The sequence below is a fragment of the Bacillus cereus group sp. BfR-BA-01441 genome, from assembly GCF_022663075.1.
GTDB classification, from domain to species: Bacteria; Bacillota; Bacilli; order Bacillales; family Bacillaceae_G; genus Bacillus_A; species Bacillus_A cereus.
The window spans coordinates 98,220-115,303 of the sequence record NZ_JAKUEU010000008.1 but is presented as its reverse complement, the minus strand read 5'-3'; the positions used below and the strand labels follow the sequence as shown (position 1 = coordinate 115,303).

The window sequence follows — 17,084 nt, the reverse complement described above, 5'->3', positions numbered from 1 at the left end:
ATACCGAAAATAGAAATTCGAATGCAAATTAGCTTATTTTTCTTCAAGTAACGCCATCCACCCTGGTAAAGTTAACACTTTTCCCCATAAGGAATAATGACTTTGTTCAATAATCAGTATCATTTTGCTAATGTAATGAACCTACTTTATTAATTTTCAACGGAAACCCTCTTCATTAATCGCTTTAATTTATTTTCAGTATCTGTTTCCCCTACTGGTGTGTAGATACTGCACCGTAAATCCATATCACCTTGAACTTGAAGAGAAGTTAAATTAAACAACATTTTTCCTGCTTTAGCATGTCTGAATTCAATTATCATGTCTGGAGCCTTACTCACTTGACTTTCTTTCCATAAATCCTGGAATTCTGGATGGGAATGACTCATTTCTTTAATAAACTGGCTGTACCATTCATCGTCTAAATAGCGTCCATAATAGGTACGGAAAATCGCAAGAAAACCTTTCACAAAATGGTCCCAATTGACGGCCAATGCTTTTAATTCTTTTCTAGTGAATACTAAACGAATCAAATTTCTTTGATCATTCGGTATTTGTTCAAAATCTAAAAAAACATAAGCTGCTGCAGGATTCCAGCCTACAATATGGCAATGTCGATCCGTAATGATAGTCGGACAATATGTTAACTCATCTAGTATTCGTATTAGAGAAGGGCTAATCTTTGATTGATCTTTTTTTTGACTTGTAATTTCTGAATTTGTTTCGAATGCTAGGTCATATAAGTAGTCGGTTTCATCAATATTTAATTGCAAAGCTTTAGAAATACAATCAAGTACGAGTGTAGAAACCTTTATATCTCTTCCTTGCTCTAGCCATGTATACCAAGTTGTGCTTACACCTGCTAACTGTGCAACCTCCTCTCTTCGCAATCCAGGTGTTCTTCTCCGGGTTCCGGCAGGCAAGCCAATAGACTCTGGACTAATTTGGGCGCGCTTAGTTTTTAAGAATGCCGACAGAGCTTCACGCCTAGTTTTATTATTCATTTTTAAAACTCCTTATCTTATCAATTTAACCTAGTAGTAGTTATACTAGGATAAATCCCCCCTTGTAATAGGATAAATTGACTGTAAAATACAAGTATATTATTGATTGGAGGGAATGCAAAGTGGAAAGAGTTGTGATTACTGGTATGGGAGTAGTTTCTCCTATAGGAAACGACATCAAAACATTTTGGAACAATCTAATTAAAGGGGAATCTGGTATAGTCAATATCGATACTTTCGATGTTACCAATCATAAAACAAAAATTGCGGGTATCGTCCAAGATTTTGATGCAGATGAAGTTTTAGGAAAGAAAGAAGCAAGACGTTTAGATCGTTTTTCTCAATTTGCTTTGGCTGCAGCTGAACAAGCTTGGTCAGATTCTAAGTTAGACCTCGATCGTATAGATGTAGAAAGGTTAGGCGTATACGTAGGCTCAGGTATCGGAGGGATTGAAACCTTGATTGAAAATGTTGATGCGCTTAGGCAAAAGGGACCAAGAAGAGTCAGCCCAACTCTAGTACCTGCCATAATGTCTAATGCTGCTGCAGCACAAATTAGTATCAAGTGGAATGCGATGGGGCCTTCTATGTCACCTGTTTCTGCTTGCGCAATTGGAAATACAGCTATCGGAGAAGCCTTTAGACTAATTCGTTCTGGGGAAGCTGACGTTATATTTGCGGGTGGAACAGAGTCAGCTATAATAGACTTATCAATAGCCAGCTTTGGTAACGCTACAGCATTATCAACAAGAAACGATAATCCCACTAAGGCTAGTCGTCCATTTGATGAAAATCGAGATGGATTTGTCATGTCAGAAGGAGCTGGAATTTTAATTTTAGAATCTTTATCTCATGCTTTACGTAGAGAGGCAAAGATTTATGCAGAAGTCATTGGATATGGTGCAAGTTCAGATGCGCACCATATCGTAGCTACACATCCGGAAGGTAAAGGTGCTTATCTTGCAATGAGATCTGCTTTAAAAATTGCCAATATATCGCCTGAAGAAATTGATGTTATTAGTGCCCATGCAACAAGTACAAAAGTGGGGGACATCTCTGAAACGATGGCTATTAAGCAGCTGTTTGGAGAACAAGCTTATCAGATTCCGGTAACAGCTAATAAATCTATGCTTGGTCATATGTTAGGGGCAGCTGGTGGAGTTGAAGCAATTGCTTTAGCAATGAGCATAAAGGAAGAGATAATTCCTCCAACAATTAATTTAGAAAAACCTGATCCATTATGTGATCTAGATTATGTACCTTCTGTTGCTCGCCAAGTGAAAATAAATATAGGTCTATCTAACTCATTTGGTTTCGGAGGTCATAATGCAGCTATTGTTTTAAAGAAATACGAGTAAATAAACTTTCTCCCGTCAATCTGACCGGTTCCTCTAGAAACGGTTAGATTTATTCAATTAAATGGCCCGATTGCTGAATAAGAAAGAATCCTGCACATCAACATAGAATTTTGATTACACTTTTTTACATATTATCAATCTTTATTTTAAATCGACAATTAGAGGTATCTAAAACGAAGAGGAGCAAGGGGAATCTACCTATTACTATAATATTGATTTCCGTTATATACATTAGTATGATAATAAAGTCAGCGTTATAGGGGTATAACAGACGACATTCACTTTTAAAATCATAAAATCGGATTCACTTATATGAAAGGTAAAAGCCCTCCTAATTAAAGGAGGGCTTTTATCTTTATTGTTGAAATACAAAAATAAACAGGGTCAGAAAAATAATAGATAAAACTTTTCTACATAACCTTTAAAAACACATCTTATTAAGGTTTATTCTGAATACGTATTTTTAACCAAAAACAAAATATCAAGTATGTAGTCAACAAGTTCGGAAGGTCATAGGGTACCATACCTTAGCTTAATAGGGCATGTGATGGGCCCCCTACATAACCTTTCTGCATAATTTTTCCTCGCTAAATTTTATATTTATTAATATTTAAAGGGCAACCTTTATAATCGAATATACACACTAAATGATATAATTAATTATTCTGAATCCTTTTGATAAATATGCTACAGCATTTATCTTTTATTACCTATCGTGTTAATATAATAATATACAGTTTATTAAATATATTTTGAAGGGGTGGAAAAATGATTAAATTCAAGAAATTATCTACATTATTACTTGTAAGCGCTTTACTGATGTTGCCTACAAGTGCAAGTGCAGCAAATCTGTATGGTGTTGTGAGTAATAAATGGGATGGAAATGGTACTATCCAGGAAGCTGTAGATATCGATGGGGATACTATTTTTGTTGGGAATTCTACTGATTTAGCTGTATTAAGCACTGAATCTGGTGGATCAATGGTTTCACATGAAAAGAACAAACCTTCTTTTCCTACAAAAGGCATTGTAAAAACATCTGATGGTAACTTTTTTATTGCGGGTACATCAGGAAAATGGAAAGTTGTAGATTCATCTGCAGGTTTAGTTGAACAAGGGCAATTATCTGACAAACGTAATCCGAGATTTGTTAAGAAACTATTGGATGGAAGGCTTTTATTAGTTTACGATAAAGGTTATTATGCTATTCTTGATGGTGATTCTTATGGCGTAACACGAACAGGAAAATGGCCAAATGATTGGAATATTAACGATTCAATTCAGTTATGTGGACACCTGATCTTGATGGTAGGTGATAAAGGAAAGTATCAAGTCATGTCACTAACAAATGGAAACGTAATCAACTTTGGGGATTGGGGATCAACAAAACATGATATTACTTCAATTGACAGACTTTCTGATGGTACTATAATAGCTGTTGGAGAGGGTGCAAAATTCGCCCTTTTTAATAAAGAAGGGGAAAAGATTGAAAGTTCAGAACTGACTGATCAAGAAAGTAAAAATTATAAATGGAATAAAGTGGTGGCCCTCAAGGATAAACATGCAATAGTAATTAGTTCCACTGGTCAGATGCTTTTGGTTCAGATTGATGGAAATAATAAAATTTCTGTTAAAGCAAAAACAAAATTAAATAATTATACTTCTAGCGGCACTGTAGTAAAAATTAAAGATAATCAAGTATTCGTTACCCTTGCTAGTGGTCGATATATGGTTTATCAAGCAGATTTATAAAAATTCGAATTCAATAGTAAAACCTTTGAAATGCAACAACCTTATTATTTGTATAAATAAATTAAAATATAAAAATAACCAGGGGGATTATTTTGAAAAAAATATACTTATTTGTTGGTTTTTTGATGGGGTTTATGGTAGTTAATTTGGATGGTATTAAAGTTGAAGCTGCTGAGCTAAATATAGAACAAATAAAACATTTAGAGTCTTTAGGTTTCACTAAAGAAGAAATTTCGGACATGCCTGAAATGGAAATAATGAAAAACTTAGAAATTGATGGTCAAGTTGTAGCTACCAAAGAAAAGTTTATTAAAGTTACTGAAAATGGAGTTAACAATTCAAATAAAGAAATTGAAATTGATAAGAACACGTATTTAAATGAAGTTCAACTAGAAGAAGCAAAAAGAGTACAAAAAAGCAATGGTGTGGCAAAACTTTCTAGCGATACGAATACCACATCTTATAAAAAGGTTACAACTAATATTGTCTCTTTAAAAGCAAAACAAAAGTACAGGGTAAAAACTTCCATAGAATGGAGTGTTATGCCTAGTAATAGAAAAATAGATGTTATAGGTACAGGTGTTAACAGTTCTTTTTGGGCTCCTTCTCCAGGATCACAATACGGACAACAAAAATGGAAGCTAAAGTATGATTGTAATAAAACTAAATCTAAGAATGCAACTTATACGAAGGACAGCAACAAATGGTCAAAAGGACCTTCTGGCTATGCTTTAAATATTGATTTACCTAATGATGTTACTAAATCCTACGCTTGTTATAACGAAAAAGTACTAACTTTATCCGCATTCTCTTATTATACAGTTGAGAAATTAGCAACTACTACTCAGATAGATGCTTATGGTAAGTACTTGCATCAAGAAACAACATTCCAAGTTTCTCCGTCTATATCGTTTTCACCTCTTACGTTTGGAGTTTCAGCTAGTCAATCTGATAAATTTACAGAAACTACTACACATGCACAAGTGAAATTCTAAAAACTTTTAAAAAGATTAGCAACTGCTATATTGCAAGGAATAAGAGATGTAGCTCTTATGGAAAACAGAATGAAAGAAGCATGAAAATCTAGTTAATTTTCTGAAGAAAATTTTAGTAACGCTTCAACTAATTTAATTTGAAACAAAATTAAATAGTAAATAATTAAAAAGGAGAGCCATGCTCTCTTTTTTTAGTCCTCAGTAAAATCTTATTAAATTTGGAGTTTAACTAGAATGTAATTTAATTCTACATAAGTAACAAAAGATATTCATGAAGGATCTACTTTCTCGTCTAAATTGTTTAGAGACCTATGCCTTTATACACTTTTTCAAAAGTGTATAAAGGCATGAAAGTAGGAACTAATTTTGTAGTGTGAAATGCTCTACCATCTACAGAAACAGTTCAATTAGTACTTATTATCCTGGCCACACATCCAGATAAGAAAATGGGCACTTCTTTAAACATGGACACCTACTACAAATGTATTCTTTGCAGTACCATTAGGTATACCAAGAGCTCTATTTGTATTGATAATAGTCCCTCTTGGAAATCTAGTCCAGAGTAAACATGGCTACATATAGATGGATGCACTGCAGCAGTAGTATATTGACGTGGTGTTTGAGAATTCCTTAGGATATACAAATGTTAAGATTTGCGTGCTAACCCCTATAATAAAACCCTATAAATGTTAATATGTATTATATATGGTATATATTCGCTTTATGAAAAAGGGGGAATATTATGACTGAAACAAACAAATCTTCAGGAATCAATTTAAAAGAAGCTGTGAAATTTTCTATTATAATCCCTGCGCACAATGAGGAAAAGTATATTAAAAAATGTTTAGATTCGATTGCAAAAGCATCAGAAGCATATAAAGGTCAAACTGAAGTTATCGTTGTTTTAAATCGTTGCACAGATAAAACAGAAGAAATAGCAAAGTCTTATAATTGTATTACATTAAAAAACAACGATAAAAACTTATCCAAAATTCGAAATGCAGGTGCCCAAATAGCTAGTGGAGAAATAATCATTACTATAGACGCTGATACCCAAATGACAGAATCTATGTTGTCTAATGTAGATAAATATTTAGCTTCAGGTAAATACATTGGCGGTGGGGTAACTGGGAAATTTGAAAGAATGTCTTTAGGAATATTCGTTTCTGCAATATTATTAATAATCCCATTACTTTTTAAGTATGGAGCTATATCTGTAGGGATTTTTTGGTGCTATAGAAAAGACTTTATAGCAATCAATGGATTTAATGAAAATATGCTTATGGCAGAAGATGCAGATTTTGCTAAACGGTTAAAAAAATGGGGAAAGCAAAATCAGAAGAAATTCGGTACCATTAAAAATGGAATGATAACTTCATGCAGAAGATTTGATACATATGGCGACTGGGCTTTACTTAAAAATCCAAAAGTAATTTTAGCCTATCTAAGAGGAAATGATAAAAAATACGCAGATAAAACATATTATGATAACCAAGAAAGATAAAGGCGAAGAATACCAAACAAATCATCGTCAAGTGAACTAGCAAACTAAGATAAATAAAATTCAACCAAACTAAAAGAATCTTATTTATTTAGGATTCTTTTAGTTTGGTTGAATGTAGACTATTAACCATATGCTCGGGGTATCAAAAATAAAGGTGTGAAAGAATTATGAAAGAGTATGCGAATGCAGAAGAATTAATTAAAACAATCGATAAAGCTTATAAGAAATTTATTGAAGAATTTAAGGTGATTCCTGAAGAGTTGAGAGGTAAACATATCTCTGAAGTGGACAAAACTCCTTCTGAAATCCTTTCTTATCAATTGGGGTGGATTAACTTGTTATTATCATGGGAAAAAGATGAACAAGATGGACTTGACGTACAAACACCTACTCCGGACTACAAGTGGAATAACTTAGGTGGGCTTTATCAATCTTTTTATGAGCAGTACGGTAAGTTAACCTTAAAACAGCAAGAGGAAGAATTAACAAAGTTAGTTCAAATGTTAATTGATTGGATAAATGACCTTTCTGAAGTAGAATTATTTCAACCAGAACAAAGAAAATGGGCCACAACAAAAGCAAAGTGGCCTATTTGGAAATGGGTGCATATCAATACAGTTGCTCCATTTACGAATTTCAGAACTAAAATACGAAAATGGAAAAAAACAGTCTTAAAAGTGATTTAAGAAAAGCAGATATCTAGACATTTAGACGAAAGGTAATAAAGTCTATTTCTTATATATGGGTTAGCTTCAGAAAAATGTGGATTTATAACAATAAGGAAATTCCAATATTAAACAAGCCTAACTTCTCAATTTAATGTAAAGAAATTAGGCTTGTTGTATTTAGTGATGAAACCCATTATCACATTTCGTATCATGTGGCATAGGCCCATCCAGGGAATTAAGAAAGGCAACAGTCTGTTTGAGGTTTCTCAAAAATAAATGCGCAAGATCCATGGAAAATCCATTTCGAACCACAACTCGCATAATTGTCACCGCTTCCATATCTGGAGGCAATGGATAGGCGGGTGCTTGCCAACCGAATACACGCAATTGTCTAGATAAATCATAAAGATTCCAGTTTGATGTGTAGCCATCTTTCAGTCGCCAAGCGAAAACCGGAATATCCGACCCATCGGATAAAAGTTCGAACGGTTCCATCTTCTGAATGGCCTTGCTAAGAAAAAGAGCGACTTTTTGGGTAGCCTTTTGGACATCATAGTACCCACTTTTCCCTAAACGTAAGTAATTATAATATTGCAGGAGCACTTGTGCACCGGGACGAGAGAAATTCAGGGCAAAGGTCGGCATATTCCCGCCCAAATAGGAAACGCGAAAGATTAGATCCTCAGGGAGATCTTTAGCTTCCCGCCAAATTATCCAACCCAATCCAGGATAGACTAATCCATATTTATGTCCGGATACATTGATGGACTTCACCCTTGGTAATTGAAAATCCCAGACTAAATCTGGTTGGAGAAATGGTGCTATAAATCCTCCCGAAGCTGCATCCACATGCATGGGAATATCAAGACCAGTCTTCGCCTGTAAATCATCCAACGCTTTCGAAATTGCGGCAACCGGTTCGTAAAGACCGGTATAAGTTTCACCGAGAATCGGTACTACACCAATCGTATTTTCATCCACGGCTGCGAGGACCCCCTGAGGATCCAATTGAGGATGTTCAGGGCTAACCTTCACATAGCGTGGTTCAACCTCCCAATAATTCGCGAATTTTTCCCAAACGACCTGAACAGCAGCACTAAACACAATATTGGGACGATCTACCGGCTTCCCTTCGCTTTTACGTGCATTTTGCCAGCGTCGCTTTAAGGCAAGCCCACCGAGCATACATGCTTCTGACGATCCAGTTGTTGAAACGCCCATAGTCGTAAGGGGGCTGGGCGAATGCCAGAGGTTGGCTAAGATACGGACACACCGCTCCTCAATTTCAGCTGTCTGTGGATATTCGTCCTTGTCAATCATGTTCTTGTCGAATGATTTTGCATATAATTGCTCTGCGGTAGGCTCCATCCATGTACTAACAAAAGTTGCAAGATTCAGGCGGGCGTTGCCATCAAGAGCAATTTCATCATGGACGATTTGATATGCTGTTTCTGGTAACATGCCTTCATCAGACATATGAAAGCGTGGAACGACGGATTCTCCTTCGCGGGCAAACAAAGGATTTACAGAAAATTCGTGAGGCAGCTCTTTTTGCATGTGAAGTGGTAGAGATTGTGAATTATCTGGCATAATAACTTTTCTTTCATATGTATCGTTTTGAACTTCTGCTTTTCGATCCTGTGGCATAAAAGCCCCCCCTTAATTAAGTTTTTAACAAACATATTATTTACAAAAAATCATTTGTTAAACCAAGGGGACATAAAGCTTCAAGCACTTTTCTATCAATCTTTATTTCAAAGCTACACGGAACCCTATGGTTATAATTCAAAGGAGTGAATAGTCGATTCATTCCTTACTGAAACTTACCAAGCACTTTCTGGTCAATGAGGACATGTAACGTTCCTTGATTCAGATTGCGCGATTCTGGTCTGGAGGGAAGGACTGTCGTACTGTGGTTCGTCAGTTTAAACGCGGATTTCGGGATGATTCCGATGCCGAGGCTGGCTTTCTGACAAATCTCGTGGATCAGTTGGTCGAATCAGTAGTAAATGACCAGGGGTTGCTCGCGCAGCTCTTCGAATTATTGTTTTATGCCTTATTCAAGTTGTGAAATTCATTTTTAATGTTAATAAATCGGAATATTCTTTCTGCTATTTCTACAGTTGTAATCTATTTACATATAAGGTTATAAGGATTATATTGGCAATGTAAGTGAAAACAATAGATGGAAGGGGATGTTTTTTATGTTTAAAAAAGCAGCACTAGGGATTTCATCGTTAGCAATCACAGCGTTTGTAGGATTAGGAATGGCAACAGAGGCTTCTGCCGGACCAGCAGCACCACTTACTTCATTAAATGTCGTACAAGTAGAATCTGAACTGGGCGGAGTAGAAACGATTAACCAGAACAGCTTTAGCACTTCACGTAATCACGGAGGAAAATACTTATATATTACCACGAAAGAAATGGGATATGGCCAAAACCCATTTGCTAAAATGAATGGATCTAATGTAAAAAGTATTGGATCCACTATAATTGGTGGAAGACCAATCGTTGGCTGGTATTATAAATGGGATGCTTCTGGGCACCAACAAGGAACATTTGAGTACCAAAAGACATCTATAAATGCACCATTTAATACAATGCGTACATCAATTTATATCCAATAGTTTTGAAAGCGTTCGCACATTTAAATAGTCAAAGAAAAGGCACTCCTAGGAGTGCCTTTTCTTTGACTTGAACCATGTTCATATATATATTCTCATCCCATAAAAAACACTTCCTATAAAAAAGGAGGGAGAAGGTGTCTTTTATCTCTGTGTTTCTTCAAATTTTCGTTTTTGAATATATGCTTGGGCATGAATAATTTCTTCCTGAAGCTCTTTTAATTCTTTTATAGATTCTGATTCAATAGCCATGTAAGTAGTAACTAAACTGATCATCATATCCATCTTCTCTACTATATTTTGAATGACCTGTTCAGATTGCTCTTTTTTAGGATGTTGTATTGCTATTAAAGCATTTTCTATATAATTGTTCTTTCTTTGCTGGATATCATAAATAAACTGTTTTGTGTTTGAGTTCATTTGCTATTCCTCCATTTTGGATATACTTCTATTCTATCATATTCGAATGGAAAATATTAGATTATCCTAAATATACACCTGTCCCGCACATCTCCTCAAATATACAAACTAATCCTTTAATGTAAAGGAAGCTAAGAAAAATTTTTATAAAGAAAAAGCCGATTTCCCTATATATTAAGGGTATCGGCTTTTGTTCATATTCTTTTACTTAATTAATTTCTGACATAAAACTTATAATAATAGCATTACTTTTACTAGCTAGGAAAGGGTTGATACTGTACATTTTAAAATATCAATTAAGCACTAATATTTTGGTTATGCACTGTTTCACCTTTATGGGAAACATAACTGTGTGCTATCATTCCTAGCATTATTACAAACATGCCACACCAAGATAAAATAGAGGGGAATGAAGAATGTAATAAGATTAGTTCTCCAATAACAGCAAAAAGCACCTCCATAGATTGTGTTGCTTCAACAGTTGCAAGTTTCTGCATATCTCCTTTAACCATATCAGTAGCTTTAAAAAATAAGATAGTTGCAATTACACCAGAGCAAATAGCAACTAAAATTGATTGCATAGTTTGCTCCTTACTAGGTATTCCTGCTGTAAAAAGACCGTACAAGGATAATAAAAACCAAAATGGTAAGCTAGCTAATGTCATTCCAAGGACACGTTGATAAGCATCTAGACGATCTCCACAAACCTCCATCATCTTACGATTGCCGAGTGGGTAAGCAAAAGAAGCTACAATAACAGGGATAATACCTAACATAATATCTTTTACAGCAAGCGATTTTGCTTGTTCCATTTGCATAAGGAAAATACCAAGAAGAATAATTAATGACATACACATACCCTTCATTGGAATTTTTCCTCTTTTCTTAATAATTCCATCTGGTGTTTGATAAGTTTGGATAAAAAGAGGAGCTAACAAAGATCCTGATATAATAGTAACTTGCCATGTCCCCGCAATAATCCATCCTGGTGCATGTGCAGCGGCAAAACATAATGGAGCATAAAATAGACCAAAACCTACAAAACTCCATAAAAACCACGCACTTAAATCCTCTCTCATAACTTGTAATAATACTTTTAATTTTTTTTGACTCATAACAAGAAGTAAAAGGAATGGAAGCATAAAAATAAACCTTAATGAAGCACTCCATATCCAGCTACCACCTGATAATTCCATTGCTCGATTTAATATAAATGTGAAAGCAAAAAAGAAAGCAGCACATATACCTAAAAAAATAGGGCGCATATTTCTCATCTCAATCTGTCTCATAAGTCATTAATTTCTCAAGACTTAACCAGTTTTGTTCTACAAGATGCGCTGTTGTTTCTTTATCTTTATTTTTGCAAGCCTCTATAATTTGCTGATGTTGTTCTACTGACTTTAGACCATTTATAGAAGTGAACTGAGAAATTTCGAGACGTTGAATCTTAGATATACTTCGTTCTAACGCACGAATGATTTCAGGATTTCCTGCCACATCTAAAAAAACATTGTGGAATAACTCGTCAGCTTCAATTGCTTTTATAATATCTTTTTTCTCAATAGATAATAGTAAAGCCTTATTACTGAACTCTAATTCTTGAATATCCGACTCTTTTAATAATGGTACTGCTAAACGAGCAGCTAACGAATGTAAAACTGCTACCACAGTAAAAGCGTGTTTCGCCTCCTCAATATTTAATGGTGCAACACGAGTAACTGAACCGGGAATAGATTCAACAAGTCCTTCATCCTCAAGGCGCTTCAACGCCTCTCTAACTGGAGTACGGCTAATTCCAAATTCTTCTGCTAATTCTTTGTCATTTAAGCGTTGCTCCGGTTGCAGCTCTAATGTAACGATTGCTTTTTTCAAAGTTAGATATACTTCATCTCTAAATGACATACGTTTAATGGGTTTAATAATATCTTTTTTCATAAAACCAATATATCGGATATTGGTTTTATGGTCAACTCTAATTTTTCAATAAAATATACTCGATTATCAAATTCTAAAAACGACCGTTTAAGAAACTCTATTTAGTTTTAACAAAACTTAAAAAATACGGCCAAAAACTAGTTCTAAAAATCATTACCAAAAACAAAGTATCATAACAAACATCAAATACCGTTTAAGGAACCTTCTTAACGTATGAAAAAACAAGTTCTTTAAAGAAATAAATCCTTAGCCTACGAAATTTGCGTTTTATTGGTGGGACTCTCTAATTAATTCGCTTAATGGATTCGGTCTCGTCTATTTTAGATAATATTTTATGTGAAATGGAGATATTATTTTTATTTCGAATAGATTTCTTGCGAAATATGTATCTAGATCCGTATTTTAATTTAAGTGTGATACGATAATTGTATATATGCATTTAGATGGTAAAAGGGGATGAGTGTTGATGAAAAAACATACAATGGTAAACGGAAAACTCCTTCAGACAGTTTGTAAGAACGCAACATCGAAACCCTGGAAAATACGAGCATGATGAGATTCTTCATGAAGTGATGAATCAAATGCAGGAACGTGAAATTTGGATTCCGTATGGTGAAGTGAAAAAATACTATGTAAGCAAAATAGGAAAATGGTTTAGAAAAATAGAAGATGGATGGGAAATACAAATAGATAACAATGAGCAGCAGCAAGTATTAAAAGAAAAGTAGATACAATCAGGGGGCGTATTTCATGTATAACTTACAAGAAGATATGTATGAACAATTGAAAGAGAAAAAAGGGGAAGTAACTGTATTTTTAAAGAATGGTGTTCCAGTACGTGGGCAGATCCTTGCAACAGATAAATTTACTGTCCCAATGATGGTTCATGGTAAGAAACAACTAGACTACAAGCAAATAATTTCTACAATTCTTAAGTAATTCTTTTTCTTTTTTTCGAGAGAAGAGGAAAAAACAAAAAAATAGAAGATTGAGATCAATCTTCTTAAAAAAGGAACAGATGACAGATTACTACTCCAACTCTTAATCAATTATAAATAAGCACATATAAATATTCAATCCATTCCGAGTTTTCTCAACACATTTTTCTTATTCTTAAATTATAATATGGGTAATTCTTTTTATTATTATATGTTTGTTCTTTCCTGTTGCAGAATCCTTAAGCTATTAAGGATTCCTTTTCTTGTATCTAAAATCCAAAAATAAAAAGATAAGATCCGGAAACACGATCTTATCTTTAGCACAAGGAGTAAACAAAAGGATAACCATCATATTGTTATTATAATTTATTTTTTGTTAATTTTGAATATTAGAACTGTAATTAACAAGTATATCTATATTGAGAAATTTATTACAAAATTAGTTATAAATGATTCAAAACTCCAATGTAAACTTTTATTGAAGCTTATTCCACAAACGCACCCGTTTGTTAATTTTTTTACTGTTTGAAAGCCAAACTTTTTATATTGATTCATTTATTGGAAAAACCGAAAGTCTTAAAATCCCTCTATTACATATTTATTTTTGGAAAAATAGCCTAACTCCAAATACTAATAATACTGTGCCAGTAATACCTTCTATTGTACGGTTCATCTTTTCATTTCTTAAAAAAGTTCTTAATTGACGTATTAGAGAGATATAAAGTAAATACCATATTGCGGTCAAAGTCGTAAATGTGAGTCCCAACAAAAGAAATTGGAAGAAATGACTTTGATTACTCACAATAAATTGGGGTAGAAAACTAAGGAAAAATACAGCCGTTTTTGGGTTTAAGATTGCCGTGGTAAATCCTTGTCTAAAACTTTTAACCGTTCCAATGTCCTTAGAGTTTATTTCCACTGAACCTGACATATCTTCTTTTTTAGAAAAGGCACTTTTAATTGACTTTACAGCTAAATAAATTAAATAAAATGCCCCAGCATATTTTATTAATGTAAATAGCATAGCAAATTTCATTAAGATAGCAGAGAGTCCTAGTGTAGCCATTATTGTATGAAGCATCATTCCAGATACCGTTCCTAAGACGGTCTTTATCCCACCATTTCTACCATGAGAGATAGTGTTTTTTGTAACTAAAGCAAAACCGGGACCAGGCATCATTATAATAAGGAGTGCTGTAAGGATAAATAGCAAATAATTTTCCATATTCTAGTATTCCCTTTCTAATTTTTAGTTTCGCTTATAGTATAGCTTTTTTCCTTAAAACAATAAATATGAAAAGTATGATCAGGATAGTATCATAAACTTTCAAGGTGTTGTAATTGAATTATAGAGGGCTTCACTTGAATAATGTTCTTCTGTAAATGAGCGTTTTAATGAAATGGAAATTATATAAATAATTAGATTTTTATAGAAGGATAACTCAATTAAATAAATTAAGAGCGTTTTTTAATTACTTTTCTCGGAACACTCTTAATTTTCTTTTGTTTATTGAGGGTATTAGTATCAACTTGACCAAATATTATCAAAAAACTACATTGATAAAACACACCTCAAAGCTATGCATACATTTTCTTTAGACAATTAGCTAAAGATCATCTAAGCTGTAATTTTATGAAAATATAATATCTGATTTCAAACGTAATTGGAAATAAACGCAAGTCTATGACCTGTTTTTACACGTATCTCGGCTTTACCCCATATTGATATAAAGGCGTTATCCTTTCCTATGATTTCTCAGAAAGAATAACGCCTTTAGGGGGTATTTTGTCTAGTTAGCTTGATGGCGATGTGGTTTTACGCCCTTATAAATGTTACAAAAATCTTTCAAATAGCTCTAACTTGCACAATGCTTCCCGTTAATATAATACGCTGATTCTGTGAAAACCGTAAATACAACCTCTACTTCTGGAAGTCCAAAATCCATTACATATGTAGTAATGGCCTTGGCAAATCGATCACGAATTTCCTGTCCACGCTCGAACCATTTCACTTCAATAAGAGGAAATGCTTCTATTTCTTCTCCATTGAATACAAACGTAGAACTTGGTAGTTCCAACGTAAAATTATCCGTACCACACTCACAAATCTCTGCGAGCTCTTCTACTAATGGCCTACTTAAGTGTTTTAATTGTTCAGTAGTAATTCCACGAAACACAACATGCGGCATGTGAATCCCTCCGTTAGATAGCTTTATATTTGCTCACATCATAGCATAATTTATTTTGCTACACTAGAATCTATTGATACATTTCAATGACATTCTTAAGAATGATCATATGTTATTGAAGCAATACAAGTATTGTAACTATTTAAAACATATGAGAGCTCGGTAATTGGATAAATAAAAAATGCCTTATAATTCTCCCTGTAAGGAGGCATAAGGGGGCCTCTATTAGGAAAGGGATGGTGCGCTTATATATTTTAAAAAGAAAAGACACCCTAAAGTGCCTTCCTCCGACTTGATAACCACTTTAATTTTAATAACATCGGATTCCCATCCGAATATTATTTTACCACGTTAAGTAATGTTGGTCATTGAGAAAGTCAAATACGTAGTGTTCATATATAGTGACCCCTAGGATCAAACAAGATTTAATACAGTTTTTTTGTTGATCCAAAAACAAACGATAAACCTAAAACCGCGCTAGAATAGGAATGTATGAAAAAATGCATAGGTCCATAGAACGAAAAAAGGAGGTTTCCTTGAGAGAGTAGGGTTCCTCTTTTTCCTTGCTACTTATAATGAGACGTTATATCAACCTAACATGTATAGGATATACACTGTTCCTTATTCAACTAAATGGCAGGTTAGTTGAATTGTATTTTGGTCAATATGGGAATTTTCGGAGGCCCTCTAGAATATAAAAAATATAGATTGTATTGTAGGGGGTATATAATGAAACAAAACATTTATGATAATCCGTTTTTCTTTAAAAAGTATAAGTCATTACGTGAAGCTGGATTTACCTTTAATGATTTTGTTGAACAGCCAGCAATTAAATCTATAATTGCTAATCTTACAGATAAGTCTGTATTAGATTTGGGATGTGGAACTGGTCACTTTTCTATGTACTGTGTAGAAAATGGTGCCTCGAAAGTTATAGGAGTGGACATCTCAAGAAATATGATTGAACAAGCTGAAATGTATAACAAAAATGAAAAAATAGATTATATGTGTGTACCAATAGAAGAACTTAATTTGCCAAATCAAAAATTCGACTTAATAACAAGTTCTTTAGTTATACATTACATAGAAGATTACTCACATCTAATTAAGAAAATAAGAGGTCTGTTAAAAAATGATGGTGAATTTATCTTTTCAACAGAACATCCAATAGTAACAGCTCGAAAGGAAATGAATAATTGGTTTAAGGATAATAATGGAAATGGATTACATTGGGCATTAGATAATTACCAAGAAGAAGGAAAAAGGGAGGAACATTGGTGGATAGATGGTGTTGTTAAATATCACAGAACAATTTCAACATTAATTAATACTCTTATAGACAACGGTCTTGTAATAGAGAAAATTATTGAGCCAGAGTCAACTCCAGCAGGATTAGAAAAAATGCCAGAATTAATAAATGAAAAACGGAGACCATCTTCTATTATCATTAAATCAAGAAAATATTAAGGTTGAACCCCCGTTGATTAACTACTGGCTTTATTTTAAAAAAAGAGTAAAATTTTTTTCTAATTTTAAAAGTAAGATTGTGAAGAAATACACTTAAACTAACGGGTGCTTTAAGTGAGCAAGAAACTAAAAACTTTTAACTTCATCTTTTGAAAATTATGTAAATAAGTTGTCCATATGGACAGCTTATTGTGTTTTTAGCTTAGTGTGGGTTTTTTTCGAAATGCTGG

15 protein-coding genes and 1 pseudogene are annotated in these 17,084 nt (G+C 33.8%); 9 read left to right on the top strand and 7 right to left on the bottom strand.

The window, feature by feature from the left end:
- Window positions 1-149 precede the first annotated feature (149 nt).
- A complete protein-coding gene (locus MR107_RS06095; RefSeq protein ID WP_166695704.1) occupies window positions 150-1,001 on the bottom strand; it encodes a helix-turn-helix transcriptional regulator in 852 nt (283 codons plus the stop codon).
- 122 nt (window positions 1,002-1,123) lie between these two features.
- On the opposite strand from MR107_RS06095, the gene fabF reads away from it, so the two are divergent.
- The 5 genes from fabF (at window position 1,124) to MR107_RS06070 (ending at window position 7,296) form a co-directional block, all read left to right on the top strand.
- On the top strand, window positions 1,124-2,359 hold the full coding sequence (gene fabF, locus MR107_RS06090) for a beta-ketoacyl-ACP synthase II (protein WP_242292174.1): 1,236 nt from the start codon (window positions 1,124-1,126) through the stop codon (window positions 2,357-2,359).
- A gap of 768 nt (window positions 2,360-3,127) precedes the next feature.
- Entirely contained in the window at window positions 3,128-4,111 is a 984-nt protein-coding gene (locus tag MR107_RS06085) for a hypothetical protein (protein WP_098887078.1), read from the top strand.
- 92 nt (window positions 4,112-4,203) lie between these two features.
- On the top strand, window positions 4,204-5,106 hold the full coding sequence (locus MR107_RS06080; RefSeq protein ID WP_242292173.1) for a hypothetical protein: 903 nt from the start codon (window positions 4,204-4,206) through the stop codon (window positions 5,104-5,106).
- 742 nt (window positions 5,107-5,848) lie between these two features.
- On the top strand, window positions 5,849-6,610 hold the full coding sequence (locus tag MR107_RS06075) for a glycosyltransferase (protein ID WP_242292172.1): 762 nt from the start codon (window positions 5,849-5,851) through the stop codon (window positions 6,608-6,610).
- A 167-nt stretch (window positions 6,611-6,777) separates the two neighbouring features.
- On the top strand, window positions 6,778-7,296 hold the full coding sequence (locus tag MR107_RS06070) for a ClbS/DfsB family four-helix bundle protein (protein WP_242292171.1): 519 nt from the start codon (window positions 6,778-6,780) through the stop codon (window positions 7,294-7,296).
- Between the two features lie 159 nt (window positions 7,297-7,455).
- Here MR107_RS06070 and MR107_RS06065 read toward each other — a convergent pair whose 3' ends face one another.
- The gene (locus MR107_RS06065) at window positions 7,456-8,925 is read right to left on the bottom strand and encodes a glutamate decarboxylase (protein WP_242292170.1); all 1,470 of its coding nucleotides are present in this window, start codon (window positions 8,923-8,925) and stop codon (window positions 7,456-7,458) included.
- A 557-nt stretch (window positions 8,926-9,482) separates the two neighbouring features.
- On the opposite strand from MR107_RS06065, the gene MR107_RS06060 reads away from it, so the two are divergent.
- Window positions 9,483-9,908, top strand: coding sequence for a DUF4879 domain-containing protein (locus MR107_RS06060; protein ID WP_000472918.1), 426 nt, complete (start codon window positions 9,483-9,485; stop codon window positions 9,906-9,908).
- A gap of 141 nt (window positions 9,909-10,049) precedes the next feature.
- On the opposite strand, the gene MR107_RS06055 is transcribed toward MR107_RS06060, so the two are convergent.
- From MR107_RS06055 to MR107_RS06045, 3 genes are all read right to left on the bottom strand, one after another.
- Window positions 10,050-10,325, bottom strand: a complete 276-nt coding sequence (locus MR107_RS06055; protein ID WP_149214548.1) for a hypothetical protein — start codon at window positions 10,323-10,325, stop codon at window positions 10,050-10,052.
- Window positions 10,326-10,621: 296 nt separating this feature from the next.
- A complete protein-coding gene (locus tag MR107_RS06050) occupies window positions 10,622-11,590 on the bottom strand; it encodes a DMT family transporter (RefSeq protein WP_242292179.1) in 969 nt (322 codons plus the stop codon).
- Window positions 11,591-11,600: 10 nt separating this feature from the next.
- Window positions 11,601-12,260: a GntR family transcriptional regulator gene (locus MR107_RS06045; RefSeq protein ID WP_182813728.1), complete on the bottom strand. Its 660-nt coding sequence runs from the start codon at window positions 12,258-12,260 to the stop codon at window positions 11,601-11,603.
- A 500-nt stretch (window positions 12,261-12,760) separates the two neighbouring features.
- On the opposite strand from MR107_RS06045, the pseudogene MR107_RS06040 reads away from it, so the two are divergent.
- A pseudogene (locus tag MR107_RS06040) lies at window positions 12,761-12,988 on the top strand (transposase); the annotation flags it as partial.
- Window positions 12,989-13,010: 22 nt separating this feature from the next.
- Window positions 13,011-13,199 (top strand): RNA chaperone Hfq, encoded by a 189-nt coding sequence (hfq, locus tag MR107_RS06035; protein WP_242292169.1) that lies wholly within the window; start codon window positions 13,011-13,013, stop codon window positions 13,197-13,199.
- 597 nt (window positions 13,200-13,796) lie between these two features.
- Here the strand turns inward: hfq and MR107_RS06030 are convergent.
- Window positions 13,797-14,423 (bottom strand): LysE family translocator, encoded by a 627-nt coding sequence (locus MR107_RS06030; RefSeq protein ID WP_060852593.1) that lies wholly within the window; start codon window positions 14,421-14,423, stop codon window positions 13,797-13,799.
- Between the two features lie 631 nt (window positions 14,424-15,054).
- Window positions 15,055-15,387 carry a DUF1904 family protein gene (locus MR107_RS06025; protein ID WP_242292168.1) on the bottom strand — a complete coding sequence of 111 codons (333 nt, stop codon included), beginning with the start codon at window positions 15,385-15,387 and terminating at the stop codon, window positions 15,055-15,057.
- Window positions 15,388-16,116: 729 nt separating this feature from the next.
- On the opposite strand from MR107_RS06025, the gene MR107_RS06020 reads away from it, so the two are divergent.
- Window positions 16,117-16,854 (top strand): class I SAM-dependent methyltransferase, encoded by a 738-nt coding sequence (locus tag MR107_RS06020; RefSeq protein WP_242292167.1) that lies wholly within the window; start codon window positions 16,117-16,119, stop codon window positions 16,852-16,854.
- Window positions 16,855-17,084: the final 230 nt, after the last annotated feature.